Source organism: Mycobacterium sp. URHD0025, from assembly GCF_000426065.1.
GTDB lineage: Bacteria > Actinomycetota > Actinomycetes > Mycobacteriales > Mycobacteriaceae > Mycobacterium.
Map to the genome: position 1 here is coordinate 24,938 of NZ_AUEQ01000020.1, position 24,346 is coordinate 49,283.

Annotated in this window: 23 protein-coding genes and 1 pseudogene; 16 read left to right on the plus strand and 8 right to left on the minus strand. The window is 65.6% G+C overall.

The features are described 5' to 3' along the window. The 5 genes from H977_RS0127130 to H977_RS0127150 form a co-directional block, all read right to left on the minus strand. Positions 1 to 357: a nuclear transport factor 2 family protein gene (locus H977_RS0127130; protein WP_029110813.1), complete on the minus strand. Its 357-nt coding sequence runs from the start codon at positions 355 to 357 to the stop codon at positions 1 to 3. Next, entirely contained in the window at positions 354 to 1,328 is a 975-nt protein-coding gene (locus H977_RS0127135; RefSeq protein WP_502691219.1) for a zinc-dependent alcohol dehydrogenase, read from the minus strand. Before H977_RS0127135 ends, H977_RS0127130 begins: the two co-directional genes overlap by 4 nt. 87 nt (positions 1,329 to 1,415) lie before the next feature. Continuing rightward, entirely contained in the window at positions 1,416 to 2,165 is a 750-nt protein-coding gene (locus tag H977_RS0127140; RefSeq protein ID WP_029110815.1) for an SDR family NAD(P)-dependent oxidoreductase, read from the minus strand. Beyond that, entirely contained in the window at positions 2,162 to 3,406 is a 1,245-nt protein-coding gene (locus H977_RS0127145; protein ID WP_029110816.1) for an alkyl sulfatase dimerization domain-containing protein, read from the minus strand. Before H977_RS0127145 ends, H977_RS0127140 begins: the two co-directional genes overlap by 4 nt. Next, positions 3,403 to 4,602 (minus strand): sulfotransferase family protein, encoded by a 1,200-nt coding sequence (locus H977_RS0127150; protein ID WP_502691220.1) that lies wholly within the window; start codon positions 4,600 to 4,602, stop codon positions 3,403 to 3,405. The genes H977_RS0127145 and H977_RS0127150 overlap by 4 nt, the downstream gene beginning before the upstream one ends. 107 nt (positions 4,603 to 4,709) lie before the next feature. On the opposite strand from H977_RS0127150, the gene H977_RS35035 reads away from it, so the two are divergent. From H977_RS35035 to lipP1, 4 genes are all read left to right on the plus strand, one after another. Further along, a complete protein-coding gene (locus H977_RS35035) occupies positions 4,710 to 5,648 on the plus strand; it encodes an IclR family transcriptional regulator (RefSeq protein WP_081681869.1) in 939 nt (312 codons plus the stop codon). A gap of 1 nt (position 5,649) precedes the next feature. Further along, the gene (locus tag H977_RS0127160; protein ID WP_029110818.1) at positions 5,650 to 6,657 is read left to right on the plus strand and encodes an LLM class flavin-dependent oxidoreductase; all 1,008 of its coding nucleotides are present in this window, start codon (positions 5,650 to 5,652) and stop codon (positions 6,655 to 6,657) included. Positions 6,658 to 6,734: 77 nt separating this feature from the next. After that, complete coding sequence (locus H977_RS34015; protein ID WP_051289139.1) at positions 6,735 to 7,592, plus strand: IclR family transcriptional regulator; 858 nt, start codon at positions 6,735 to 6,737, stop codon at positions 7,590 to 7,592. After that, on the plus strand, positions 7,589 to 8,512 hold the full coding sequence (lipP1, locus tag H977_RS0127170; RefSeq protein ID WP_029110819.1) for a LipP1 family hormone-sensitive lipase: 924 nt from the start codon (positions 7,589 to 7,591) through the stop codon (positions 8,510 to 8,512). Before H977_RS34015 ends, lipP1 begins: the two co-directional genes overlap by 4 nt. On the opposite strand, the gene H977_RS0127175 is transcribed toward lipP1, so the two are convergent. Then, entirely contained in the window at positions 8,489 to 9,709 is a 1,221-nt protein-coding gene (locus tag H977_RS0127175) for an NADH:flavin oxidoreductase (RefSeq protein ID WP_029110820.1), read from the minus strand. The genes lipP1 and H977_RS0127175 overlap by 24 nt on opposite strands. Before the next feature lie 100 nt (positions 9,710 to 9,809). Between H977_RS0127175 and H977_RS36170 the strand changes: the two are divergent. Further along, positions 9,810 to 10,133 (plus strand): annotated as a pseudogene (locus tag H977_RS36170) (Dabb family protein); the annotation flags it as partial. 27 nt (positions 10,134 to 10,160) lie between these two features. Beyond that, positions 10,161 to 10,793, plus strand: coding sequence for a Dabb family protein (locus H977_RS36175; RefSeq protein ID WP_036477425.1), 633 nt, complete (start codon positions 10,161 to 10,163; stop codon positions 10,791 to 10,793). Between the two features lie 121 nt (positions 10,794 to 10,914). Here the strand turns inward: H977_RS36175 and H977_RS0127185 are convergent, their stop codons facing one another. Further along, positions 10,915 to 11,802: an SDR family NAD(P)-dependent oxidoreductase gene (locus tag H977_RS0127185; protein ID WP_029110822.1), complete on the minus strand. Its 888-nt coding sequence runs from the start codon at positions 11,800 to 11,802 to the stop codon at positions 10,915 to 10,917. After that, positions 11,799 to 13,724, minus strand: coding sequence for a flavin-containing monooxygenase (locus tag H977_RS0127190; RefSeq protein ID WP_029110823.1), 1,926 nt, complete (start codon positions 13,722 to 13,724; stop codon positions 11,799 to 11,801). Before H977_RS0127190 ends, H977_RS0127185 begins: the two co-directional genes overlap by 4 nt. A gap of 102 nt (positions 13,725 to 13,826) precedes the next feature. Here H977_RS0127190 and H977_RS0127195 point away from each other — a divergent pair, with 102 nt between their 5' ends. The 10 genes from H977_RS0127195 to H977_RS0127240 all read left to right on the plus strand — a co-directional run bounded on the left by H977_RS0127195 (position 13,827) and on the right by H977_RS0127240 (position 24,337). Continuing rightward, complete coding sequence (locus H977_RS0127195) at positions 13,827 to 15,413, plus strand: acyl-CoA synthetase (protein WP_029110824.1); 1,587 nt, start codon at positions 13,827 to 13,829, stop codon at positions 15,411 to 15,413. 10 nt (positions 15,414 to 15,423) lie between these two features. Beyond that, positions 15,424 to 16,542, plus strand: a complete 1,119-nt coding sequence (locus H977_RS0127200; RefSeq protein ID WP_029110825.1) for a zinc-binding dehydrogenase — start codon at positions 15,424 to 15,426, stop codon at positions 16,540 to 16,542. Positions 16,543 to 16,568: 26 nt separating this feature from the next. Beyond that, positions 16,569 to 17,993 carry an aldehyde dehydrogenase family protein gene (locus H977_RS0127205; protein ID WP_029110826.1) on the plus strand — a complete coding sequence of 475 codons (1,425 nt, stop codon included), beginning with the start codon at positions 16,569 to 16,571 and terminating at the stop codon, positions 17,991 to 17,993. After that, positions 17,990 to 18,766 (plus strand): crotonase/enoyl-CoA hydratase family protein, encoded by a 777-nt coding sequence (locus H977_RS0127210; RefSeq protein ID WP_029110827.1) that lies wholly within the window; start codon positions 17,990 to 17,992, stop codon positions 18,764 to 18,766. The genes H977_RS0127205 and H977_RS0127210 overlap by 4 nt, the downstream gene beginning before the upstream one ends. Then, positions 18,763 to 19,866 (plus strand): acyl-CoA dehydrogenase family protein, encoded by a 1,104-nt coding sequence (locus H977_RS0127215; RefSeq protein WP_029110828.1) that lies wholly within the window; start codon positions 18,763 to 18,765, stop codon positions 19,864 to 19,866. Before H977_RS0127210 ends, H977_RS0127215 begins: the two co-directional genes overlap by 4 nt. After that, positions 19,863 to 20,894 (plus strand): acyl-CoA dehydrogenase family protein, encoded by a 1,032-nt coding sequence (locus H977_RS0127220; protein WP_036477407.1) that lies wholly within the window; start codon positions 19,863 to 19,865, stop codon positions 20,892 to 20,894. Before H977_RS0127215 ends, H977_RS0127220 begins: the two co-directional genes overlap by 4 nt. 70 nt (positions 20,895 to 20,964) lie before the next feature. Beyond that, the gene (locus tag H977_RS0127225; RefSeq protein ID WP_029110829.1) at positions 20,965 to 21,453 is read left to right on the plus strand and encodes a polyketide cyclase; all 489 of its coding nucleotides are present in this window, start codon (positions 20,965 to 20,967) and stop codon (positions 21,451 to 21,453) included. Next, entirely contained in the window at positions 21,450 to 22,313 is an 864-nt protein-coding gene (locus H977_RS0127230; protein ID WP_029110830.1) for an SDR family NAD(P)-dependent oxidoreductase, read from the plus strand. The genes H977_RS0127225 and H977_RS0127230 overlap by 4 nt, the downstream gene beginning before the upstream one ends. A 1-nt stretch (position 22,314) precedes the next feature. Continuing rightward, positions 22,315 to 23,274: an alpha/beta hydrolase gene (locus tag H977_RS0127235; RefSeq protein WP_029110831.1), complete on the plus strand. Its 960-nt coding sequence runs from the start codon at positions 22,315 to 22,317 to the stop codon at positions 23,272 to 23,274. Continuing rightward, positions 23,261 to 24,337, plus strand: coding sequence for a hypothetical protein (locus tag H977_RS0127240; RefSeq protein ID WP_029110832.1), 1,077 nt, complete (start codon positions 23,261 to 23,263; stop codon positions 24,335 to 24,337). Before H977_RS0127235 ends, H977_RS0127240 begins: the two co-directional genes overlap by 14 nt. Positions 24,338 to 24,346 lie beyond the last annotated feature (9 nt).

Below are 24,346 nucleotides of genomic sequence, written 5' to 3' on the forward strand. Positions count from 1 at the left end.
CTATGACTCGGCAAGGTCCTCAGGCGCGAAATAGCTTCGCACAGAGGTGATCTTACCGTTGGCGTCGAACGTCATCGTATCGATCGGTTGCAGGCACATCGAGGTATCACCGACCTTGAAGGTGATGGTGAACGAGAACGCCGCCTCGTTCCCGACGACACGGAGCAGGACTAGTTCCGTTTGCCGGTCCATTGCCTCCAAGGTGGAGAAGAATTCGTGGATCTGCTCCCGGCCGGTGCGGACAGCACTCCCGACCGGGTCCTCCACGGTCGCGTTCTCGGAAAACAGTTCCAGGAGATCATCTGCGCTACCGGTCGCGAGGAGCGAGACATAGCGTCGAATCACATCGGCGATCATTCGGCCTTCGCCTTCGAACCCAACGTGATCATCACCTTGTCGGCCGCTCCCGGTGTGGCGACGCACTGCAGCGCCTCCCCCAGGTCGTCGAAATCGAAAGTGTGACTGATGATCTTCTGGTAGGTCTCCCAGTTGTCGACGATGTCTTTCGTCACCTCGAAGATCTCGCTCGGATAGCCCATTGACCCGACGATCGTCAGTTCATTACTCATCACATTCATCAAGTCGAGGCTGATGGGCTCCTTGTGGACGGCGACGACGCCCAGCTTGGCGCCCCGTTTGGCGGCACCGAGAGCCGTGTCGACGGCCGCAGGAACGCCGGCGGCATCCAGGAACACGTCCGTGCCCGCCTTGTTCGGCCACATCGACTCCCCGGGCCCGTGCAGCTCGATCAATCGCGCGATGACGTCCTCGTCCTTGGAGTTGATCACCGCGTCCGCGCCGACCTCCAGCGCTTTGTCCAGCCGGGCAGGCAGGATGTCGGCCACCACAACGTGTTTGACGCCTCGCGATTTCAAGGCGATGGTGATACCAAGTCCGATAGGGCCGGCACCGAGCACCAGCACCTGGTCGCTCTGCCGTGGAGCCACCTGGTTGACCGCGTGGGCGGCAACGGCCATGGGCTCGTTGAGTGCCGCGACCTCGTAGGGAATGTGATCGGGCACGACCTCGAGGCTCTGGCCGCGAACCGCATCCTTGATGAGCAGGTAGTCAGCGAGTGCACCGGTCGAACCGCCGTTGCCGATGATGTCATCGGCTATCGCCATCGGATTGATCACGACGCGATCCCCGACCGCTACGCCGCGCACGTCGCGGCCGACCTCCACCACTTCACCGGCCGGCTCGTGGCCGATCGGCATACTGCCGTGCCGTGGCGGCAAACCCCCGATGGAGATATAGAGGGTGTCGGAACCGCAGATCCCGCACGCTCGAATTCTCACCAGAACGTCGCCGGCGCCCACGGTGGGCATTGGCACGTCTAGGATCTCCGTTTTCTCCGGAGCGGTGATGATGGCTGCTCTCACTTGGGTTTTCCCTCTCCTCGATGTCCGATTTCCTCAAAGCACGCTGTAGCCACCGTCGACGACGAGCGCCGATCCGGTGCTGTACGAGGCATTTCCGCTGCACAGGTACAGGATTGGACTGGCTATCTCGTCCGGCGTGGCGAACCGCCCGAGCGGAATGTGGTCTACCTGTTCCTGTTTGATCTCGGGCACGTAGTCCATGGGCGCAGTCATGCGCGTGGCGACGACTCCCGGGACGACGGCGTTGATCCGGATGCCGTCGCCGGCCCATTTCGCCGCGAGGTTACGGGTGAGGGCGAGCACTCCGGCCTTCGCCGATCCGTAGCCGGGCACCACAGGTACGGATCGGATCGCCGCCATGGAGGCGAGCATCACCACGCTGGCACCCCCGACAGCGTTCGAGGCCTTCAGCGCGCCGTGTAAACGCTCGGTCAATCTGAAGGGCGCCAACAGGTTCACGTCTACCGACGCGCTGAAACCCTCCGGGGTCGATTCGTCGAGCCCGCCCGGGAAGTTGGCCCCGGCGTTGTTGATGAGGATGTCAAGATCCGTGAACGAGTCCGCCAGCGCCTCGATGCCGTCCGAGTCGGTCAGCGCCAACTGCCGATAGTGCAGTCCCGACAGATCGACGTCATAGTCCTGAGGTCCGGCTCTCGTGCCGGTGATCGTGACCGTCGCGCCGCTGTCTCTCAAAAGCGATGCCGTCGCGTGACCGATACCGCTCGTGCCTCCGGTGACCAGCGCGTTGGTACCGGTGAAGTCGAACAGCACACGGTTTGTCATGACAGCTCCTTGATCTGCTCGCGCAGCCAGGCTGCTTCCCAGAAATTGGTACTTCCCCGCAGCAGCTCTTCGTGGGCGGCGATCAACACCTGCTTGGCCTCCAGGTCGTCGGGTTCGGCACGGTTCACGATCTCGGCCAATCGGATTGCACGCACCGGTTCTCCGGCGCCAAGCAGTGTGCGCGCCCTCTCGAGAACCACTGCTGCGCCGGCGAGTTCGAGCAGATCGCCCTCGGTCGCGTCAGGGCTTTCGGCATAGAGTTCGGCCGTCGAGCGGTGATGGAACCAGCCCGCGTAGTTCTCCCAGATCGCGCGCACGTTCCAGCGCACCATCCCGTAGCCCTGACCGACCTCCAGCTCGGGCGGCAGCACCACCTCACGCATCAAGGTGTGAACGTCCTTGCCGGCATTCATCCCCGCGACGGTCTGGTCGTGAATGTAGGTCACCGCATCGCGCAGTCGGGTCAGCTCCCATTCGATGCGGTCCTTGCCGACGATCGGTCCGAAGTGCCCCGTGAGCAACGTTTCGGCACCCAGCGCACGGACCCGGTCGATCGATTCCACCACCGTCAGCGCATCGCGGTAGCGGTCGCCGCGCACCGTCACCAGGTTCGGGATGTGGCCGAACAGCGCCCCGAACACGTTGCCGCACAGGCAGACACCTTCCTCCGGCAACCACACCACCAGACTGTCGGTGGTCTCCCCGCCGGGGGTGGCGTAGAGCTCCAGCCGGCGCCCGCCGAGTTCGATCACGAGCTCGTCGTCGACGACCACTGTCGGGGTCGGCACACTCTGCGGTGGCGGTGGACCGAATCGTGCAGCGTTGCGTTCGATGGTGTCCATCACCTTGCCCACCCACGCGAACGCGGAGTTTCTGGCCCGGAACTCTGCCAGCAGTTCGTTGTCCCGCCGCCACGTTTCCCAGTTGGCCTGGGCGACGATCTCGCTGTCGGGGTCGGCGAAGGTGTCGATACCGCCGACGTGGTCGACATGCCCCTGGGTGAGGATGACGTAGCGGATCGGCGCGGTGTCTATCGCGTCATAGTTGGCCCGGTGGACCGGACCCTCGAAGCCCATGCCGGTGTTCAGCACGATGCGGCCGGCATCGGTCGTCAGCATGAACGAATTCGACAGACCCGGGGAGAGCCAGATGCCGGGGCTGACTTCCTCTGCCGGGGCACCCGCACCGACGATGTCGTCGGCCCCGGGGCGGCTCAGGTAGGCGGGTTGATAGCTGGTCATGATTCCTCCCGTACATCGAATCGGTCGAAATAGAAGCCGAAGCGCGACCGGACCTCGTCCGGTGAGCGGCCGAAGTGGCGTTCGAGGTCATACCTCATTCGGCCGTGTTTCCCGCGCGGATTGTCGTCGAGGTAACCGCGGAACGCCGCGCGGGCACCATCGGTCAACGTGGTGCCGTTGTAGCCGTACAACGTCTCGAGAATCGACATCTCGTTTCCGTTGAGCTGATGGAAGCCGATGTCCACACTTCGGTCGGAACCGATCAGCTCCCGGTCACGGACACAGGCGCGCAGCAGCCGCTCGATGCGATCGACCCAGTACTCGACGAGGCCTTCGGGGTCGATCTCCTTGCGCCGCATACGGTCTCCGTAGGCCAGCATCGTCACGGCGGATTGGATGACGGCGACGGGATCTCGGTGCGTGAACGCCACAGTGGCGTCCCGGAACGTTCGTATCAGCGGTCCGAGTTGCTCACAGTGTTGCGGGGACTTGAGCACCCACTGGCGTGGGCCGCGCAGAAAGGTCAGGGCCTTGAGCACCGTGCGGAGGTACCCATAGTGCTGGTCCTGGTTCAGCCCGAGGTAGTAGTCGCGCCATTGCGGCACCCGGCCATGCCACTCCAGCACATAGCTGGCGAAGTCGAGGTCGAGGATCTCGACTTCTTCCTCGATCGCCTGGGGAAACCGGTCGTGCATGTTCTGTATCAGCGGAGTCATCGCCTTCGACGACTCGTGCTCGGAAACACTGCGGGCGAACCGTGGATCCACACCGTTGACGTCGGGACCTTCACCACGCTGCGGGAAGGGCTCCTGGCTCTCCCAATAGGGCAGCGCCCGTCTCCTGGTATCGGAGGCGATGAGGTTGACCAGATGCGTTGTCCCCGAGCGTGGTAGACCGACGACGATGATCGGCCTCTCGATCTCGATGTCATGGATCTCGGGATAGCGGCGCAACAGGTCTGTGAACAACAACCGCTGTGAGAGCAACCGGACGATGCGGTTGCGCAGGATCAGACGGTTGAGATTCGTGTTGCCACTGTCAGACTCGACAGCCTCGGCGTATGCCTGTAGCCGTGGATGGAAATCGGCGGGCCCGAAGTCCTCCAATCCCGTCTTCTCGATCGCCTCACCGATCAGAAGCTCAGGATTCAGGTCCACCATCAGGCTCTCCAGTTGCGCGAGAACCTCTTGTTGCATCGGGTTGAGTACGGGGACGGTCAAATCCTCGATGCCGAGTGCGCTGTCCGGCACGCTGCTCCTTAAGTGGCTTGTAATGACGAATATTCGATGTAGTGTCCGAATATATGAACGCCAAGCTAGGCCAGTCCGACGAGCAGGGTCAAGACCCTTCGCCGCCCACCCGTCGCGTCGTCGGGGTCGTCGAATTGCTCGCCGACCGGGCAGACACCGCCCTGACTCTCGCGGAAATCTGCCGCGAGCTGGGCATCAGTCGATCCACCGGACACGCGATCCTGACCACGCTCTGCTCGTGCGACTGGGTGCTGCGTGACCCACTCAGCGGGAGATACAGTCTCGGCGCGGGCCTGCCCACGGCGTCGCCATCCGCGGCGCCGCTGTCGAGAATGCTGCGCGAGCCGCTGCGGGCACTGTGTTCAGCCATCGGTATGGCCGCATGCATCTCCGAGCTCAGGAACGGCTCCATCGCGGTGATCGAGTCAGCCTCTCCTGGCGCCAACCGGCCGCCCGTGGAAGCCGGCGTCCGCCTGCCCTTCGTAGCGCCGTTCGGCCGCGAGTTCGTCGCGTGGGCGCCTGCGGCAGTGGGCGATGAGTGGATGGCCGCCGCGGGCCCTGTCAACGACGTCTATCGGGCACGAATGCCCAAGGTGCTCAAAGAGATCCAGAAACGCGGCTACGGCATCGAACGACTCAGTGACCCGCTGCTCACGGTGTTCGCGGCGCTGATGGCCCTCGACGACGCCACTACGCCGGATCCCGTGGCGGCGAGACTGGCCGGGGCCGTCGCCGATCTAACGATCATCGACGTCCTGCCCGGCGAGTTGAGCAAGATCGACGACTGCCCGCTCGCGACGATCTCGGCGCCGATCTTCGACGGGCACGGCAATGTGGTGATGTCGGTGTCCGCGCAGCCGTACAAGCGGCTGACCCACGAGGAAGTACGGGGCGTCGGCACCAGTGTCGTCGAGTTCGCCGAGAAGGCCAGTTCCCTGATCGTGCAACATGTCCCGACTGCCGCGACCCACTACGCCGATCGGAACCGCTGACATGGCGCTGCCCGTACTCAGGTTCAACTTCGCCTCGCCCAATGGGGAGCCGGCGACGCAGCGGGAGTCGATTCAGGCCGCGGTCGACATGGCCACGTGGGGCGATACGCGAGGCGTGGCCGCGGTGAGCATCGACGAACACCACTTGACCGGCCATGGCTGGAGCTCCAATCCGGTCATGGCGGCAGCGTTGGTCTTACAGAAGACCAGCAATCTCATGGTGAGTATCGACTGCGCGCTCGGTCCGCTGTGGGATCCGCTGCGACTGGCCGAAGACATTCGCTTCGTCGACCTCGTGAGCGCCGGACGACTCTCGACGACCATCGGTTTGGGGTACCGGACGGTGGAATACGACGGGTTCGGTGTCGATTTCCACCGCCGGGGCGCAGTCATGGACCGGCTGCTCGAGACGATGCTCGCCGTGTGGTCGGCGGATGGCGACTCAGGCGCGCGTATCGGTGCCGGCACCTGGTCGCAACCCCATCCACCGTTGTTCGTCGGTGGCGGAGTGCGGGCGAGTGCCCGACGCGCGGTGCGGTTCAAGTTGGGGCTGAGCCTGCCGGCGCATCTTCCCGAACTCGCCCGGTATTACCTCGATCTGTGCCGGGAGGCGGACGTGGCACCGGCCCTGATCATGCCGGCCGCCGTCAACCGAGGAATGGTCTTTCTGCATGAGGACCCCGAGAAGGCGTGGGCCGAGCTGGGTCGGCACATCCTCTGGGAGGCGGTGACGTACGGCGGCTGGGTCGACGGCGTACCGCTGTCGTCGATGCATCTGCCCGGCGTCCAGACGCTCGAGGAGGTCAGGGCGTCGGGCCGGTATCGATTCCTGACGCCCGACGAGCTGGTCACCGAGGCCGAAGGTTGCCCTGACTACGGGGCGATGGTCTTTCACCCGTTGATCGGCGGGATGCCGATCGACGAGGCATGGAAGTCGGTTCAGCTGTTCACGGACGAGGTGATTCCGCGGCTGAGCAGCGGTCACGCTCACGGTCACGCAGAAAAGTGACAGCCGACACATACTTGTGGTAGTCATATGACTATTAGTCATATGCGACTGGTAGTACCCGTAGCCCGGAGGACCCAATGACCGCGATCATCGAACAGCCTGTGACCACCGACAAAAAGGCGACCGTCGAGACGCCGAACGCTGTGATCGACCGGGTTTCCCTGGTCCTCGATGTGTTCGACGGATGCGCGCGTCTGACGCTGGCCGAGATCGTGCGTCGCACCGGGCTGCCCCGGTCGTCGGCTCACCGCATCCTGGAGCGCCTCGTGCACCTGCGGTGGCTCCGCCGCGACGGCCGCGACTACGAGTTGGGTATGCGGCTGGTCGAGCTGGGCTCGCTGGCTCTGCATCAGGACCGCATCCATAGAGCAGCGATTCCCTTGTTGCGTGATCTGCATCGGGCCACCGGACTGGTGGTGCACCTGGCGGTCCTCGACGGGTCCGACGTGGTGTATCTGGAGAAGATCGGCGGTCAGATGGTGACGGCCATTCCTACGCGCATCGGGGGACGCCAGCCCGCGCACTGTACGGCCGTCGGCAAGGCGATCCTGGCCGACAATGCTTCGGTCGAGGTCAACCTTTCCTCGCGGATGACGCGGTTCTCGATCGGCTCGGAACGGCAGCTGGACGCCGAGCTGGCGAAAGTCCGCGCCCATGGTGTGGCGTTCGAGCGGGAAGAATCGCTGGCCGGATTCGGTTGTGTGGCAGCGCCTATCGGGCCCGTAGGCGCTGCGGTTGCCGCGGTGTCGGTGTGTGGTCCGATGAGCCGGATGTCATTCGATCAGCGGTTGATCGCACCGGTGCGAATGACGGCGATGGGCATCTGGCGCAATGCCGAAGGCGGGCCTCACCGAGTGGCGCCGACCTTGCAGCCGCTGCGGCCGCTCCGTGTCGGCAGCCCAGCAGGTTCTCGAGCTGCTCTGCTGCCGGCATGAACCTCGATCCTCAGATCGCGGGTCTGATCGAGGCCCTCGACTCAGGCTTCCCGCCGGTCCACACGATGACCGGCGCGCAAGCCCGCGCCGAGATCCGCGCACGCTTCGTCGCGAACCCTCATCCTGAGCCGGTCGCCTCGGTCACCGACCACCAAGTGCCGATCGACAACGGATCCGTCGGCGTCCGGGTCTACCGCCCCGACGCGGCCGCACCCCTACCCTTGCTGGTCTACGCCCATGGTGGCGGCTTCGTGTTCTGCGATCTCGACAGCCACGACGGGTTGTGCCGCAACCTTGCCAATCTCATTCCGGCTGTGGTTGTTTCGGTCGACTACCGATTGGCACCCGAGCACCGTTGGCCGACAGCAGCCGAAGACGTCTACGCTGCCGCCAGTTGGGCCGTCGAGCACGCCGCCGATTTCGGTGCCGACCCGTCACGCGTCGCGGTGGGCGGTGACAGTGCGGGTGGGAACCTCGCCGCGGTGACCACGCTGCTGGCCCGCGACCGTGGCGGACCAGCACTGGCAGCGCAGCTTCTGCTCTATCCGGTGATCGCCGCGGATTTCGACACCGATTCCTACTGGTTGTTCGGCAGGGGCTTCTACAACCCGCGGCCGGCGCTGCAGTGGTACTGGGACCAGTACGTCCCCAGCCTCGCCGATCGACAGCACCCGCACGCATCGCCGTTGCGGGGGGAACTCACCGGGTTGCCGCCCGCCGTCGTCGTGCTCGCGGGCCACGATCCGCTGCGCGACGAGGGCATCGCCTACGCCGACGCCTTGGAGGCGGCGGGAGTGCCAATTACTCGGTGCGCCTTCGAGGGTGGTATCCACGGTTTCATGACGATGCCGATGCTCGATATCGCACACCGGGCCCGGCGAGAGGCCAGCCGCGCGCTAGGTGACCTTCTCGGCGGCTAGGGCAGCCCCATAACGCTGCTCGGGATCGAGCACGCAGTGCGTGCGGCCGAACACCGTCACCATGCACTTGTTGTTGTGGTTGCAGCGGCTGCGCGACGCCGGTGCGGCCATCATGGTGTTGACCCGGTCCGGCTCGCGCAGCAATGCCCGCCCCATGGCCAGGAAATCGAACCCTTCCCGCAACCCCGTCTCCAGGTGCTCGCGGTCGGCGATGCCGCCCAGCAGAATGAGTTTGGTGTTGCGCATGACGGGGACGAACTGCCGCGCCGCCTCCAGCATGTAGAGATCCCGGTACGGGTAGACGCCCATGGTCTGCTTTCCGAAGAGCCTGATGGCCGGGCGCAATGCCGGCGGCATCACCTTCGCGAACTCCTTGACCGGTACGTCGCCACGGAACAGGTACATCGGCTTGTACACCGAGGACCCTTGAGTCAGTTCGATGGCATCGAGGGTCGCGTCGGTGTCGAGGAGCTGGGCCGTTCTCAGTGCCTCGTCGATCCAGATGCTGCCCGGAAGGCCGTCGTCCATGTCGAGTTTCGCGATCACCGCGATCTGATCGCCCACGACGCCACGAACGTGTTGGGCGATCTCACGGACCAGCCGTGATCGATTGTCGATGGATCCGCCGTACTCGTCCTTGCGACGGTTGATCAGCGGACTCAGGAACGAGCTGGGCAGGTAGAGATGGCCGAAGTGCAGTTCGACCGCGTCGAACCCAGCGTCGACCGCGACTCGGGCCGCATCACCGAACTGAGTGATCACCGTGTCGATTTCGGTGCGGGTGATCTCGCGGCAATAGGCGAACGAGGTCGGGTTGACGAATCGGCTCGGCGCCACGGCGGTCACGCCGGTCAGCCTCTTCTGCGCCACCACCCCGGCATGCCCCAGCTGTGCCGAAATAGCCGCGCCCGCATCGTGTACCGCGTCGGTGAGCCGGCGCAGACCCGGTACCGCCGTGGCGTCCATGACGATCTGACCCGGTGCGCTCGCACCTTGGGGCGATACACAGCAGTAGGCGACGGTGGTCATCCCGACGCCGCCCTTGGCGAAGCTGCGATGGAAGTCGATGAGGTCATCGGTGACCAGCCCGTCGGGTGAGCGGCCCTCCGATGTGGCGGCCTTGATCACGCGATTCCGCAACCGCACCGGGCCGAGTTGGGCCGGAGCGAACGGATCTGGACTGGACGGATCGGTCATCCGACCACCATCGTCGTGGCGCACGGAGGGGTCAACGGTGGGTTCCCGGTGGCCGGGAATGCATCGATCCCCGTGAGGCGTCGCGCCGTAATCTCGCGTGATGGCCGAGGTTTTCGTCATCGACCGGGTGGTCACCGCACCGGGCCGCGCGCAGAAGTTCGTCGACGCGTATCTGTCCGGTTATGCCCCCGGCGCCCGTGAGCGCGGCATGGCCTTGCGAGACGTCATGGTCAGTCCACCCATCTGGTTCGACGACAGGTCCAACGTCGTCACGATCACCTGGACACTGCCCAGCGCCCAGGCCTGGTGGGAGATGACGTGGCAGGGTCGTCCGGATCCATCCGTGGCCCGGTGGTGGGCGGGCGTCGCGGATCTGATCGTCGAACGCGACCGCAGTGTCGCTTCCGCCGCCGATGACGTCGACGCCCCAGAATCGGCCACGCTGCCCGGCGTGTCGTCCGGCGCCCCCACCTTCGGGGTCACTCGACTTGTCGACGTAGCCGAGTCCGAACACAATCGAGTCCTGGAGGCACTGCGCGATGCCGCCGAGCGCAGCGGCGCGTTGAGATCACTGGTGCAACCCACGCTGCCGGGATCGCGCAACGGTGGTGACATTTTGTTGCATCTGCGGTTCGCCGACCAAGAGGCTTGGGAAAGAAGCCAATTCGATGCCGTGTTGGCCGACCCGGCGATCTCTCACGTCAACGGAGCGACCTACCACGGGACGCCGGCCCGCAGGGACAGCGGCACCGTGTATCGCACGCTGCTGCTGCGGGTGCCCGTCGAGGTCGAGGCCGCGACCGTCGCGGCATTCGAGCGCGAGCTCGCGATGATGCCGCGATATGTCCCGACCATCGCCGCCTGGCAGCTGAGCCGAGTAGACACGGCCATCGGCACCAGCCAGTGGACCCACGTCTTCGAACAGGAATTCACCGACGTCGATGGTCTGATGGGCCCCTACCTCATGCACCCGATCCACTGGGCGGTGGTCGATCGCTGGTTCGACCCCGAGACCACCGACATGATCGTTCGTGACCGGGTGTGCCACAGCTTCTGCGAATTGGCTGCCCCGATTCTCGACTAGGCAATGTCTGCCAAGCGTCGTCGTGCGCCCTATCCACCTCGAGATTGAAGCCAGGGACAGGATCGGCGCCGATGCTGTCCCTGGCTTCAATCTCGATGGGGCACGGCGCCGAGGATCGCCGCTAGATCCCGCCAGCCAGGATGTTCGGGTTCGCCGAACCCGGCGGCTCCAGCGGCGGCAACACCGTAGCGCCGTCGAGTGAGTGCACCGGAAGTCGTTGTGACCACGGATAGTGCAGGCTGAACGCCACCAGCCCGGTCCGTTCCGCGGCGGGCAGATGGCACATCGCCAGGACCGTCTCGGCCAGGTACTCGACGGGTTCGGTCGGAAAGCTGTCCGGGATCAGGGCCGCGGCGCCCGGAGTGCGCACCGCGGTCGACGGCCCGACGCAGTTCACCGCGATGTTGGCGTCGAGCAGCTCAGCGGCCACACCTTGGGTGAATCGGTGCAGCGCGGCCTTGCACGACGCGTAGATCACGTCACCCGCGGTCTTGTTGTAATCCCGGTACGGCCGGACCGGAGGCACGCCGGTTACCGAACCGATGTTGACGATCCACCCCGCTCCGTGCTTACGCATATGCGGCACAGCGGCTTTCGTCAGCGCAAAGGGCGTCTTCAGATAATGCTCCACGGTGCGGTCGAAGGTCTCCACCGGCATGTCCTCGACGACGGAGTAGTCGGCGTAGCCCGCGTTGTTGACCAGGATGTCGATCCGGCCGGTGCGCTCGAGCACAGCCTCGACGAGTCCGTCGCGGGCGGCGCTGTCTTCGAGATCGGCGGCGACCCCGAAGGCCGATCCGCCGGCGTCTTCGATGAGAGCGATGGTCTCCTCGATCGTGCCGGGGATCGCCTCGGTGACCCCGGCGCGCGTGGACGGCGTCGGGGTGTAGGCACGTGCGGTCACTGCCACGGTCGCGCCTTCGGCCGCCAGCCGCTGCGCGATCGCACGCCCGATCCCGCGGCTGCTGCCGGTGACCAATGCCGTTCTGCCGGAAAGTATCTGGCTCATCGGAGGACGAAGTCCTCTTCGACCGGGGCGCGGTGCTGCTGCCAGAGGTCGACGAGCCGATACGGCGTGGCCACCACCACCCGGCCGGACCCTGAGCGGTAGTAGGTGTGGGCATTGGGCGTATGACACCAGACCGTGCCCTGCATCGCCTCGTCGATCCCCGCGACGTAGTCGTCGTAGGCCTGCTGCGTCACCTCCATCGTGGACGCCCCGCGCAATGCCATCAATTGCAGGCACTCCAAGATGTAGTGCGCCAACACCTCCATCGAGAAGTTGGCTCCGGCACCATGTCCGGGGCTGTAATTCGGGGCCGAGGTGATGAACAGGTTCGGGAACCCCGGCACCGTACCGCCTCGATATGCGCGCGGGCTGTCGCCCCATTCCTTGGCCAGGGTCTTGCCGTCGCGGCCACGGATATCGACCGTGGACAGGAAATCCAGGTGGTAGCCGGTGGCGTAGATGATGACATCGAGGTCGATCTGGCGGCCGTCGGCCGTGACGATACCGCGCTCGTTGATCGCCGCGGGTTCGCTGGCCTCCACGTCCACGTGGTCGCGCGTCAGCGCGGCGTAGTAGCCGCCCGGATCGCGGATGATGCGCTTACCGTACGGCGCGAAGTCCGGAGTCACCTTCTGTGCCAATTCGGTTCCGGCGCCGAACATCCGGTCGATGTAGTCCAGGCACATCTGCAGCAGCACATCGTTGGTCGGCGAGATGGACAGGTGCGTCTCGGACCACTCGGGGTCTCGCAAGATGATCGGGTAGTTGTTGTCGGCCGTGCCCCAGTACGACTTGAGCCGGTGCCATTTCGCATAGAAGGGCAGCGCCCGGCCCAGGTAGCGACGATGCTCAGGGACCTCGTCGGTGAGACGTTTGCGGGGGGCCACCCAGTGCGGTTGGCGCTGGAACACCGTCAGGTGCTCAATTTCGTTCACGCAGGCATCGACGATCTGCACCGCGGTGCAGCCCGCACCGATCACCGCGACCTTCTTGCCAGCCAGATCCAGCGAGGAGTCCCACCGGGCCGAGTGAATGCTGGTGCCGGCGAAGGTGTCTCGTCCCTTGATGTCCGGGAATCGCGGGCGATTCAAGTAGCCGGCCGCAGTGACGACGACGCTGGCATGGTCGATGCTCTGGGTGCCGTCGGCCGAGCGAGAATGGATCTCCCACTGCCCGCGCTGCTCGTCCCACCACAACGCCTCGACCTCGGTGCCGAAGCGGATGTGCCGACGGAGATCGTGTTTGTCGGCCAACGAGACCAGATAGGCCTGGTACTCCGCGCCCTGCGGGTAGTAGTTCGACCAGTCCGGGTTGACCTCGCGCGACAGCGAGTAGTACGCCGACGGGGTGTCGACACCGATGCCCGGATAGGTCGTGGTCAGCCACGTTCCCCCGACCTCCTCGTTGCGGTCGAAGATCTCGAAGTGCACGCCTTCTTCAGCCGCGGCCAAGGCCACCGCCAGGCCGGCGATACCGGCACCGATGATCGCCACGGTGGTGGCCTGGGGAATCGGTGTGGTGCGCGGCAGTGTGGGTTGCGACGGGCGGAAACCGCCCTGCTCGAGCAGTAGGTCGACGTGTTCGTCGTCGACGGCGCTGCCCAGTGCGATCGGCAACAGTCGAATGAAGAACTCCCGGTCATCGACGGGAAGCGCCCCGGCCGGACGGGAATGACCAAGGGCGGCAATGATCTCGTCGGCCAGCGCCTCAGCGGTTTGGGGGTCGGTTTTTCCGGCCCGCTCGGGTGGGTCCGGGACGTGACCGATCTTCGGTGCATACCGATCGATCACCGACGCGTCGCCGGTCATCTGCGCCAACACCGCGACGAGGACTCCCGGATCAGCCTCCAGGAGATGAGCACGCAGGACGTCAGGGTCTGAAGCGCGATCCGCGAGCGACGAGGATTCGGTGGTGGCGGTCATGGAACGAGTATCGAAGGGACCGGGCCCTCACCGCCCCCACCCTGTCTACTGAGCGGGAGACGAACCACCGCGGCGACAGTCGACCTGCCTACTCTGCCGTCTATGCACTCCGACGACCTCGCCGCCGTCATAGCCCGGGCCCGCAGTCACAGCCTCGCCGACATCCCCCGCCGGTCGGCACGCAAACAGCCCGACAAGATCGCCATCATCGATGGCGATGTCGCCCTGAGCTTCGCCGAGTTCGATCACCTGGTGGACCGTGCGGCCGCTGCCTTGCACGACAACGGGTTGCTTCCCGGCGACCGCGTCGCGCTGTTGTCCCGCAACTGCTGGCAATACGCCGTCCTGACCTTCGCGACGGCCCGTGCCGGAGTCGTACTGGTGCCGATCAATTTCATGCTGACACCTGACGAGATCTCATACATCCTCGGCCACAGTCAGGCCGCAGGCTTCATCGTCGAGGCCGAGTTGATCGCGGTCGCACAGCAGGCCATGGCACGCGGCACGACGGTCCGCGCCAAGGCAGCACTTGTCCCCGCCGGTCAGCCCGCGCCCAGCGGCTGGCCCGATTTCGACGAATGGCTCACCACCACAGCCGATGTTCCCGACTGCCATATCGACGACGATCAACTACTGCGGGTGATGTACACCAGCGGCACCGAGTCGCGGCCCAAAGGTGTCATGCACAGCAGCCGCAGCTTGATGTGGCAGTACATCAGCACCGTCGTCGCCGGTTCGATGTCGGGTGACGACGTCGAAATCCACTCCCTGCCGCTGTATCACTGTGCGCAACTGGACAACTTCCTGGCCACCGACATCTATCTGGGAGCGACCAGCATCATCCTGCCCCGCCCCGAACCGGAACTGGTGCTGCGCACCATCGAACGCTACGGCGTCACCAACTACTTTGCGCCGCCTACTGTCTGGATCAGCCTGCTTCGGAGCCCGGTGTTCGACGAGGTGGACCTGACCAGCCTCCGCAAGGGGTACTACGGTGCCTCCGCGATGCCGACCGAGATCCTGCACGAGATACGGCGGCGCCTGCCCAATCTCCGGCTGTGGAACTTCTACGGCCAGACGGAAATGGCTCCGCTGGCTTCCGCCCTCGGACCCGATGAACAGGACGCCCACGCGGGAGCGGCCGGACGACCGGTGGTCAACGTCGAGACCGTCATCCTCGATGAGAACGACGTTCCGGTGGCGCCGGGGACCGTCGGCGAAATCGCGCACCGCAGCCCGCATTTGATGCTCGGTTACCTCGATGACGAGGACAAGACCGCGCAAGCCTTCGCCGGCGGCTGGTTCCACTCCGGCGATCTGGGGTTCTACGACGAGCACGGCTTGCTTCACGTGGTGGACCGCAAGAAGGACATGATCAAGACCGGCGGGGAGAACGTCGCCAGCCGTGAGGTCGAAGAAGTTCTCTATCGCCACGACGCCATCGAGGAAGCCGCGGTGTTCGGTGTCGCACACCCGGTATGGGTGGAGGCGGTGGTCGCCGCAGTGGTTCTTCGTGCCGGCGCCGACGTGACCGAGAGCGATGTCCTGCGTCACTGCCGTGACCATCTCGCCGGGTTCAAGACGCCCAAACAGGTGTTCTTCGTCGACTCACTGCCGAAGAATCCCAGCGGCAAACTGCTCAAACGCGATCTGCGACAGCAGTTCAGCCTCGAACCCACCAGCAACTGAAGGGATTTCGGTGACCAACAACTCTCGGACGGGCCGCATTGCGCGCTTCGACGAACCCGGCAAACCGTTCCAGATCGAAACGGTCACCTTGCCCGAGGTCGGGTCGGGCGAGATCCTGATACGGGTGCTCCGCGCGAACATCTGCGGATCGGACGTCCACGCCTGGCACGGCACCTTCGCCACCCGTGGTTTGGGCGGGCAGTTGCCCACCGTGTTGGGCCATGAGATGGTCGGAGCCGTCGAGGTGCTGGGTGACGGAGTGACCACCGACTCCAACGGCAAACCGCTGACCCAGGGCACCCGCGTGGTGTTTCCGTACTTCTACTGCTGCCACACCTGCCGCAATTGCCTCGCCGGGCGACGCAACGCCTGTTTGAACCTGAAGATGGCGATGCTCGGCCGCGCCGACGAGCCGCCGTACTTTGTCGGCGGCTACGGCGATTACTACCTGGTCCCCGCCGGCGCGGTGGTCTACACAGTTCCCGACACCGTCAGCGACGACATCGCTGCCGGCGCCAACTGCGCGCTCTCACAGGTCATGTACGGGCTCGAACGAGTCGACCTGCAACTGGGTGAGCACGTCGTGGTCCAGGGCGCCGGGGCGCTGGGTCTGTATGCGGTGGCGGTGGCCAAGGCACGCGGCGCCGCCAATGTCATCGCCATCGACGGCGTACCCGAACGGCTCGAGTTGGCAAAAGCATTCGGCGCCGACACCGTGATCGACCTCAACGAGGTCGCCACCCCCAAGGACCGTGCCAAGGCAGTGCGCAAGCTGACCGACGGCCAGGGCGCCGACGTGGTGGTCGAGGTCGTCGGCCACCCGTCGGCCATCGACGAGGGCCTGCAGATGCTCGCGCAGTTCGGTCGTTATGTCGAGATCGGCAACATCAACATCGGCAAGACTTTCGAGTTCGACCCCTCCCGATTCGTCTTCACCAACAAGACCATGGTCGGTGTCTCGCTGTACGACCCGGCGGTGCTCTCCCGCGCACTGACGTTCCTGGAGCGTCATCGGCACCAGGTCCCGTTCGAGCGGCTTTCCGCGGCAACGTATTCGCTCGATGACATCAATGATGCGTTCACCGCGGCCGACGGCAAGCGTGACGTCCGCGCCAGCCTGATTCCCTGAGCGCCCTGACCACAGCGAGGACCACCATGCCCAATTACGAACACACCGAACTCTTCATCGACGGCCGATGGACCGCACCATCGGGGGCCGGCGTGATCCACGTCGTCGACCCGGCGACCGAAGCCGTGATCGGCCACGTCCCCAACGGGGACGCCGCCGACGTCGATGCCGCCGCGGCCGCCGCCCGGCGGGCCTTCGACCCCCTGATCGATGTTGCCGAGCGCCGGGGTCGGGTGCAGCGGGTCATCGCCGCGATGGAGAAGCGGCTGCCCGACATCGCCGAACTCATCACCGCCGAGATGGGGGCGCCCGCACGTATCGCGCAGACGGTACAGACCCAGGTACCGCTGGCGGTGGCCAACGGTTTCGCCGATGTGCTGGAGACCTTCGAATTCGAAGAGCGAATCGGTAATTCGCTGATCGTGCGTGAACCCTATGGTGTCGTCGCGGCCATCACACCGTGGAACTATCCGCTCTACCAAGTCCTCGCCAAGGTGCTGCCGGCGATTGCTGCCGGATGTCCCGTCGTGCTCAAACCCAGTAACGAAGCCCCGCTTTCGGTGTTCGCCTTCATCGAAGCCTGCGAGGATGCCGGCCTGCCACCCGGAACGGTCAACCTCGTCTCAGGCCCGGGCCGAGTGATCGGCGAACGCCTCGCCGAGCACCCCGACATCGATTTCGTGTCGTTCACCGGGTCGACCGGCGTGGGTGCCCGGGTCGGAGAACTGGCCGGCCGGTCGATCAAGAAGGTCGCCCTGGAGCTGGGCGGCAAGTCCGCCAACGTGATTCTCGACGGTGCCGATCTGGCCACCGCGGTCAAGGTCGGCGTCGGCAACGCGTTTCTCAACAGCGGGCAGACCTGCATGGCGTGGACCCGGATGCTGGTGCCGCAGAGCCGTTACGACGAGACGCTGGAGCTGATCGAAGCCGCTGTGGCCCGCTACACCGTCGGGGATCCGCGCGACCCGGCCACCCGCCTCGGACCGTTGGCCTCGAGGTCGCAGTTCGACACGGTGCGCGGATTCATCGAGCGCGCCCAGCGCGACGGGGCGCGCCTGCTGACCGGCGGCGCCGAGCCTGTCCGGGACGCCGGGTTCTTCGTCGCACCAACGGTTTTTGCCGACGTCGATCCTGGCTCCGAACTCGGCCAGGAAGAAGTGTTCGGTCCCGTACTCGCGGTGATCCCCTACACCGACACCGACGATGCGCTGGAGATTGCCAACGGCACCCCTTACGGGCTCTCCGGCGCGGTCTGGGCCGCCACCGACGAGGAAGCGATCGACTTCGCGCGCAGGGTCCAGACCGGCCAGCTCGACATCAACGGCGGCGCCTACAACCCCGCCGCTCCATTCGGTGGATACAAGAAATCCGGAATCGGCCGCGAACTGGGGCGTTTCGGGTTCGAGGAATACCTGCAGACCAAGTCCCTCCAGCTCAAGGAGCGCGCGTGACGGCCCCGCTGCACGTCCAGAGCGACGGACCGGTTCAGGTCTGGACGATCACCCTGCCCGACGTCGGTAACGCCATCACCGGCAAGGACATCATCACGGCGTTCGAGGACAACGTGGATGCGGTCAACGCTGACAACGCGGTCGGAGCGGTCATCCTCACCGGTGCCGGCAAGATCTTCTCCGCCGGCGGCAACGTCAAGGAGATGGCCGACCGCCAGGGCATGTTCGGCCTGGAGGCCATCGACCAGCGGCGGGCCTACATCGATGGCATCCAACGGATTCCTCGTGCACTCGGCCGTCTCGAAGTGCCGCTGATCGCCGCCGTCAACGGCGCCGCTATCGGCGCCGGGTGCGACCTGGCGATGATGTGCGATATCCGGATCGCCTCCGAGCGTGCGTCTTTCGCCGAGAGCTTCGTGCAACTCGGGCTCATCCCCGGCGACGGTGGCACGTGGTTTCTGCCTCGGGCCATCGGCTACGCCCGCGCCGCCGAGCTCACCTTCACCGGCGAACGGATCGATGCTGCCACCGCGTTGGAGTGGGGACTGGTCAGCCGGGTGGTACCCCACGACGACCTCCTGAGCGAAGCGCAAGCATTGGCCGACCGAATCGCGGTCAACCCGCCGCGAGCGTTGCGGATGGCCAAACGACTGTTGCAGGAATCTGTGACGGGCTCATTGGAATCCACGCTGTCCATGGCGGCGGCCATGCAGCCGCTGGCGCACCACGACGTCGAGCATCAACGGCGCATCGCGAAGTGGCGGACAACGTGAGCGGGCCGGACCTGGGGCTGCTCCGCGCCGAGGTCCGCGAATTCCTGGCCGGCCAGTTGGCTGCCGGCGCGTTCAGGCCGTCGGTCGATTCATGGTTGTGCGGGTGGGATGAGGACTTCACGGCCGCCCTGGCGCGACGCGGCTGGCTGGGTATGACGGTTCCCGTGCGGTACGGCGGCCACGGCCGGTCGTTTCACGAACGGTTCGTCGTCACCGAGGAACTGCTGGCCGCCGGGGCTCCGGTGGCCGCCCATTGGATCGCCGACCGCCAGATCGTGCCCTCTCTGCTGAATTACGGCACCGAGCAGCAGAAGTCGGAGTTCCTGCCACGCATCGTGCGGGGAGAGTGTTTCTTCGGCATCGGGATGAGTGAGCCCGATTCGGGATCGGACCTCGCCAGCGTGCGCACCCGTGCGGTGCGCGTCGAGGGTGGCTGGTCGATCACCGGAACGAAGGTGTGGACGTCGGGGGCGCACCGGGCCCATGCCTTCATCGTGCTGGCCCGCACCGAACCGGTGGATCCTTCCCATCGGCACGACGGGCTGAGTCAGTTCATCGTCGATCTGCACGCACCCGGGGTGGACGTCCGGCCGATCATCTCGATGAACGGCGGGCATCACTTCAACGAGGTCGTGCTCGACGAGGTGTTCATTCCCGACGCCATGGTCTTCGGCACGATCGGTCAGGGCTGGGCGCAGGTGACCTCCGAACTGAGCTTCGAGCGCAGCGGCCCCGAGCGATTCCTGTCGACCTTCCCGCTCCTGGCGCACGCAGTCGAAAACACGGCAGCTGAACCGGGATTGGGGCGTTTGATCGCACGCGTTGCCGGTCTGCATCACATGTCGACCGCGGTGGCCGATGCGCTGCAACGCGGCGAGAATCTCGATGTGTCCGCTGCGGTGGTCAAAGTGCTCGGAACCACGGTCGAGGGTGACATCGCCGAGTTCGCCGACCAGCAGACCGGAGACAACACGCCGCCGGACGCGGTGTGGGCCGACCTGGTGGCCACTGCGGTGGACCAGCGGCCCGGCTTCACGTTGCGCGGGGGAACCAACGAAGTGCTGCGCGGCGTCATCGCGCGGGGATTAGGCATGCGATGAACACGGTGGATCCCGACCTGGCGGCGATGATGGACGATGTCTTCGCCCACCAACGTGAGACCCACGTCGACGCCGCTCCCGGAACCCGTATCGCGTATGACCGCGCCCTGTGGCGGCGCCTCGACTCCCTCGGACTGGTCCGCCTGACCGGAGCAGAAGAATCCGGAGGTAGCGGTGCGGGTTGGCTGGAAGCGGCCGAATTGCTCAGTGCCGCTGTGCGTCACGGTGTCCGCATCCCGCTGGCCGAGCACGATCTGCTGGCCTGCTGGCTCCTGGATACCGCCGGGTTCCAGGTCGACGATGCGGTCCGAACGGTGTACGTCGTGCCGGCCGACGGTCATGCCGCAGTACCCGCGCCCTGGGCGGGCGACGTGGACCGCGTCGTCGTGCTCTGGCAGGACAAAGACCGGTACCGGCTGGCAGATCTGGACACCACGGAACTGTCCGTCACCGCAGGCACCAACCTGATCGGCGAGGCCCGCGACACAGTCCACGTCGACACGTCGGCGCTCGCCGGGACGGTCGTACCAACGGATTTGGTGAGTCGGCTCGGCCGCAAGTCGGCCATGATCCGGGCGATCCAGGTGTGCGCGGCGCTCGATCGTGCCGTCGCATTGTCCATCGAGCACGTGGCTTCCCGTGTTCAATTCGGACGACCACTGGCCAAGTTCCAGGCCATCCAGAATCTGATCTCGGATGCCGCGGCAGAAGCCGCCCTCGCCCGCGCCGCCACCGAGGCTGCGCTTCGCAATGCCATCGAAACCGACTGGACATCACCACTTCTCGACTTCCGGATCGCCACGGCGCGCTCCTGCGCCGGACATGCCGCCTCAGTGGTGACCCGCAACGCACATCAGGTACACGGTGCGATCGGTACGACCCACGAGCATCGGCTGCACGAGTACACCCGCGCGGCGCTGGCCTGGCGCTCCGAATACGGCTCGGTGCGCTTTTGGGATGACCGGGTTGCCGCTGCTGCCGTCGCTGCCGGTGGGCAGGGCCTGTGGCCGTTGATCGCCGCCGGATAGCGGTTCGGGGTGTCCGCTCAACGGTCACCGGTGCTGTTACCGGCGCCACATCACCGGTTGACTGCCAACCATGAGCAACGAGATCACCCTGCCTGACGTCCAGGAATTCATCTCCGGCTTCTGGTATCACTACGACCAGGGCCACTTCGACGAGGTGGGCACCCGCATCGGGACCGAGATGGAGTACCTGAGCCGCTCGGATTCCGGCAACTGCCCGTTCGAGCATCTGCTGGCGGCTGAGCTTCACGGCAAGGACGAAACGCTGCCGTGGCTGATCCAGCACCGCAACGAGAACCCGTATCCGTGCCGCCATCACGCCACCAACGTGTTCCGCACCGGGGTCGATGGTGAGGTCACCAACGTCCGCTTCTATCTGTACGTCAACCAGATCACCAACAATGTGCCGTTCGCCGTCTCCAGCGGCATCGTGGATGCCGGGATCCGGCGGTCGGAAGACGGTCTGGTGTTCACCTCGCTGCGGGTGGTGCTCGACGCCGAGGACTCGATCCCGCTCGCGGAGTACACCGCGAAGGCCTCCGCCGGCGCCCAGTCCGCGTGAGCGCACGAGAAGTCTTCGGCGGCGGAGTCGCCGTCATCACGGGAGCCGGCGCCGGAATAGGCGCCGGCTTGGCCCGGCATGCCAGTCGCTTGGGCATGACGGTGGTGCTGGTCGACGTCAACGCCGATTCCATCGCGGACCTCCGTGACGAGATCCGCGCCGCAGGAGGGGCGGCCACGGACGCGGTCTGCGACGTGCGCGATGCCGATGCCATGCAAACACTGGCCGATGACGTCTACCGCGATCTCGGCCCCGTGCGGCTGTTGGTGAACAACGCCGGCATCGAACAATTCGGATATCTGTGGGACACCCCGGTGGCCAATTGGCAACGCGTGGTGGACATCAACATCAGCGGCGTCTTCCACGGCATCAGGGCGTTCCTACCCAAGATGATGGCCACCGAGGCACCGGCATGGGTATGGAACCTGTCTTCGATCGGCGGTGTGGCCGTGGTGCCGCTGCAGGCGCCCTACATCATGAGCAAGCATGCGGTTCTCGCCCTGACCGAATGTCTGAATGTGGAAGTGCAATCCGCCGGCCATCACCACCACCTGCATGTCCAGGCGGTCCTGCCCGGGGCTGTGGTTTCCGAGATCTTCGAATCAGCGGGCGGGGTGGACTCCGGGGACGCCGGTGCGGCCGAAGGACAACGCGCCGCGATGCTCGACATCAAAGCCGAGGCGATGGATCCGCTGGCCGCGGCCGAGGTGGTGTTCGAGCAGGCGGCCCAGGGCAGCTTCTATCTGCTCACCCAGCCCGACTACGTCGGATCGGCGATGGCGGAGCGAGCCCGCGTGTTGAGCAGCCAGGAGGCGCCGCGGTTGCGGACCCAGCGCCGTTTCGACCCGGCAAAGAACTGACATGACCTACCCACCACTGGATCCCGACGCCGCCGCACGAGTCGCGTCGTTCGGTGACATCCCACCCATGCGGGCCCGCGGCCTGGCCGCCGTCCGCGAGGGTCTCGAAAAGGCGCCCCTGCCCGACATGCCGGCTATGGCGCGCATCGAAGACGTGACGGTGCCGGGTCCGGCCGGGCCGATCCCCGTCCGGCTCTACCGCCCCACCGCCGAGCATCGATTGCCCGTGCTCGTGTACCTGCACGGCGGCGGCCTGGTGATGGGCTCCAACCGTTCCTTCGAGCCGCTGGCCCGTGAACTCGCGCATGCCAGCGGCGCCGCGGTGGCGGCCGTCGAGTACCGGCTCGCACCAGAATCGCCGCCACCGGCCCAATTCGACGACTCCTACGCGGCCACCGAATGGATCGCCGCACATGCCGACGAGCTGGACCTCGACGCGGGTCGGCTGGCGGTCGCCGGCGACAGTGCGGGCGGTTCACTGGCTGCCGCAGTCGCTTTGGCGGCCCGCGATCACGCCGGACCACAACTGTGTGCACAGGCGCTGCTGTATCCCGGCCTGGATCGCGACATGGGAGCGGCATCGATCACCTCGATGCCCGACGCGCCGTTGCTGCGCCACGAAGACATCGTCTACATGCACGAATTGGTCGATCCCGGTGGAGCACCGCGTGACCCATATCAGGTTCCGGCATACGCCGGCGACCTGCGCGGCCTGCCGGCCGCCATCGTCGTCACCGGCGAGTGCGACCCGATCCGGGACTGGGGCGAGCGCTACGCCGCTCGCCTGCGCGATGCGGGCGTGCAGACGACGGTCACCCGTTATCCCGGTATGTACCACGGCTTTCTGATGCGCTCGGACGCCACCGCACGCGGCCGCCTGGCCATCGCCGAGATCGGCGCGCTGCTGCGCGCCAAGTTCACTCACCTCATCACCGAAGGAGACCACCATGCTCACCGATGAACGGCGCCTTGAGCTGTCCGACATCCTGCGTCCCGCAGCCCCGCCTCGCGAGATCACCGACGTCTACACCGACGATCAGAAGCAGAGGCTCCTCGACGTCGTACGCACCGAGGGGCCCTGGAAACTCATCATCGCCCAGCACTTCGCATCGGCCGACGAGCTGATGGCCACCATGAGCGGCGCCTTCCCCGAAGGGTTCACTCCGTCGCTCGACTTGTTCCTCACGCCGACCTTCCGCGGTTACCTGGCCAACTACGGCACCATCCTTTACCCCGAACTGCACGACTGCTTCTACAACTCCGCGTTCATCGAGCACGCCAAGAGCTACTGGAATGCCGAATACGCGAAGCCGGAAATGATGCTGTTCAACATCAACGGTCCGTGTGCCAACCGCGACCCCGGTCACCTGGACTCCCCCAGCTTCCGCGGCGTGCGCCATGAGAACGCACCGACCTGGTTGTGCAGCGTGATGGGCAAGTCCGGTCTGTTCACGGACTATCTGATCAAGATGGCCCAGGTGATCACCTGGTTCTCCCTCGACGAAGGCTCGGGCTTCACCTACTGGCCCGACGGTCCGCTCAAGCCTCCCGCCCGGGTGTTGCCGCCGATCAACAACCGCGCCGTCGTCGTGCAGAACGAGATGATGATGCACCGCGGTGAGGCCAACGGCCCGCTGGATCAACAAGTTCCGGCCGGACTGGCCTTCGACACCGTGTTCACCGGCGACCCGGCCGACCGCAATCGGTGGCTGCTGAAGAACGGCGAGGACGTCATCGCCCGTCACCACACCGACGAACTCCGGTTCCTCGTGCACTGGTCTGCCGAGGTGTTCTCCGACTACGAGGAACTCAAGAAGAACATGGACGGCTCCGATGACCTGACGATCGAACGGGCGATCGGAATGATGGTCGACGACCTCAAGGGCAAGGGCATCAAGCTCGATGTGCCCGGCGAACCGCTGCACGACCCTGCGTTCATCGGTGCCCTGAACGCCGCCTACGACCTCGGTGGTCCGAGCAGCTATCCGGACGAGGCTCCTATCTCTGCCTTCCAACTCGCTTGATTCCGGGGG

Bases quoted from the DNA above. Each gene is read 5' to 3' on its own strand.
- H977_RS0127220 (WP_036477407.1), top strand. From the start codon at position 19,863: ATGAACACGGTGGATCCCGACCTGGCGGCGATGATGGACGATGTCTTC.
- H977_RS0127135 (WP_502691219.1), bottom strand. From the start codon at position 1,328: ATGCCCACCGTGGGCGCCGGCGACGTTCTGGTGAGAATTCGAGCGTGC.
- H977_RS0127150 (WP_502691220.1), bottom strand. From the start codon at position 4,602: ATGCAACAAGAGGTTCTCGCGCAACTGGAGAGCCTGATGGTGGACCTG.
- H977_RS0127190 (WP_029110823.1), bottom strand. From the start codon at position 13,724: ATGACCGCCACCACCGAATCCTCGTCGCTCGCGGATCGCGCTTCAGAC.
- H977_RS0127225 (WP_029110829.1), top strand. From the start codon at position 20,965: ATGAGCAACGAGATCACCCTGCCTGACGTCCAGGAATTCATCTCCGGC.
- H977_RS0127140 (WP_029110815.1), bottom strand. From the start codon at position 2,165: ATGACAAACCGTGTGCTGTTCGACTTCACCGGTACCAACGCGCTGGTC.
- H977_RS0127195 (WP_029110824.1), top strand. From the start codon at position 13,827: ATGCACTCCGACGACCTCGCCGCCGTCATAGCCCGGGCCCGCAGTCAC.
- H977_RS0127205 (WP_029110826.1), top strand. From the start codon at position 16,569: ATGCCCAATTACGAACACACCGAACTCTTCATCGACGGCCGATGGACC.
- H977_RS0127145 (WP_029110816.1), bottom strand. From the start codon at position 3,406: ATGACCAGCTATCAACCCGCCTACCTGAGCCGCCCCGGGGCCGACGAC.
- H977_RS0127130 (WP_029110813.1), bottom strand. From the start codon at position 357: ATGATCGCCGATGTGATTCGACGCTATGTCTCGCTCCTCGCGACCGGT.
- H977_RS34015 (WP_051289139.1), top strand. From the start codon at position 6,735: ATGACCGCGATCATCGAACAGCCTGTGACCACCGACAAAAAGGCGACC.
- H977_RS35035 (WP_081681869.1), top strand. From the start codon at position 4,710: ATGAACGCCAAGCTAGGCCAGTCCGACGAGCAGGGTCAAGACCCTTCG.
- H977_RS0127185 (WP_029110822.1), bottom strand. From the start codon at position 11,802: ATGAGCCAGATACTTTCCGGCAGAACGGCATTGGTCACCGGCAGCAGC.
- lipP1 (WP_029110819.1), top strand. From the start codon at position 7,589: ATGAACCTCGATCCTCAGATCGCGGGTCTGATCGAGGCCCTCGACTCA.
- H977_RS0127175 (WP_029110820.1), bottom strand. From the start codon at position 9,709: ATGACCGATCCGTCCAGTCCAGATCCGTTCGCTCCGGCCCAACTCGGC.
- H977_RS0127240 (WP_029110832.1), top strand. From the start codon at position 23,261: ATGCTCACCGATGAACGGCGCCTTGAGCTGTCCGACATCCTGCGTCCC.
- H977_RS0127160 (WP_029110818.1), top strand. From the start codon at position 5,650: ATGGCGCTGCCCGTACTCAGGTTCAACTTCGCCTCGCCCAATGGGGAG.
- H977_RS0127235 (WP_029110831.1), top strand. From the start codon at position 22,315: ATGACCTACCCACCACTGGATCCCGACGCCGCCGCACGAGTCGCGTCG.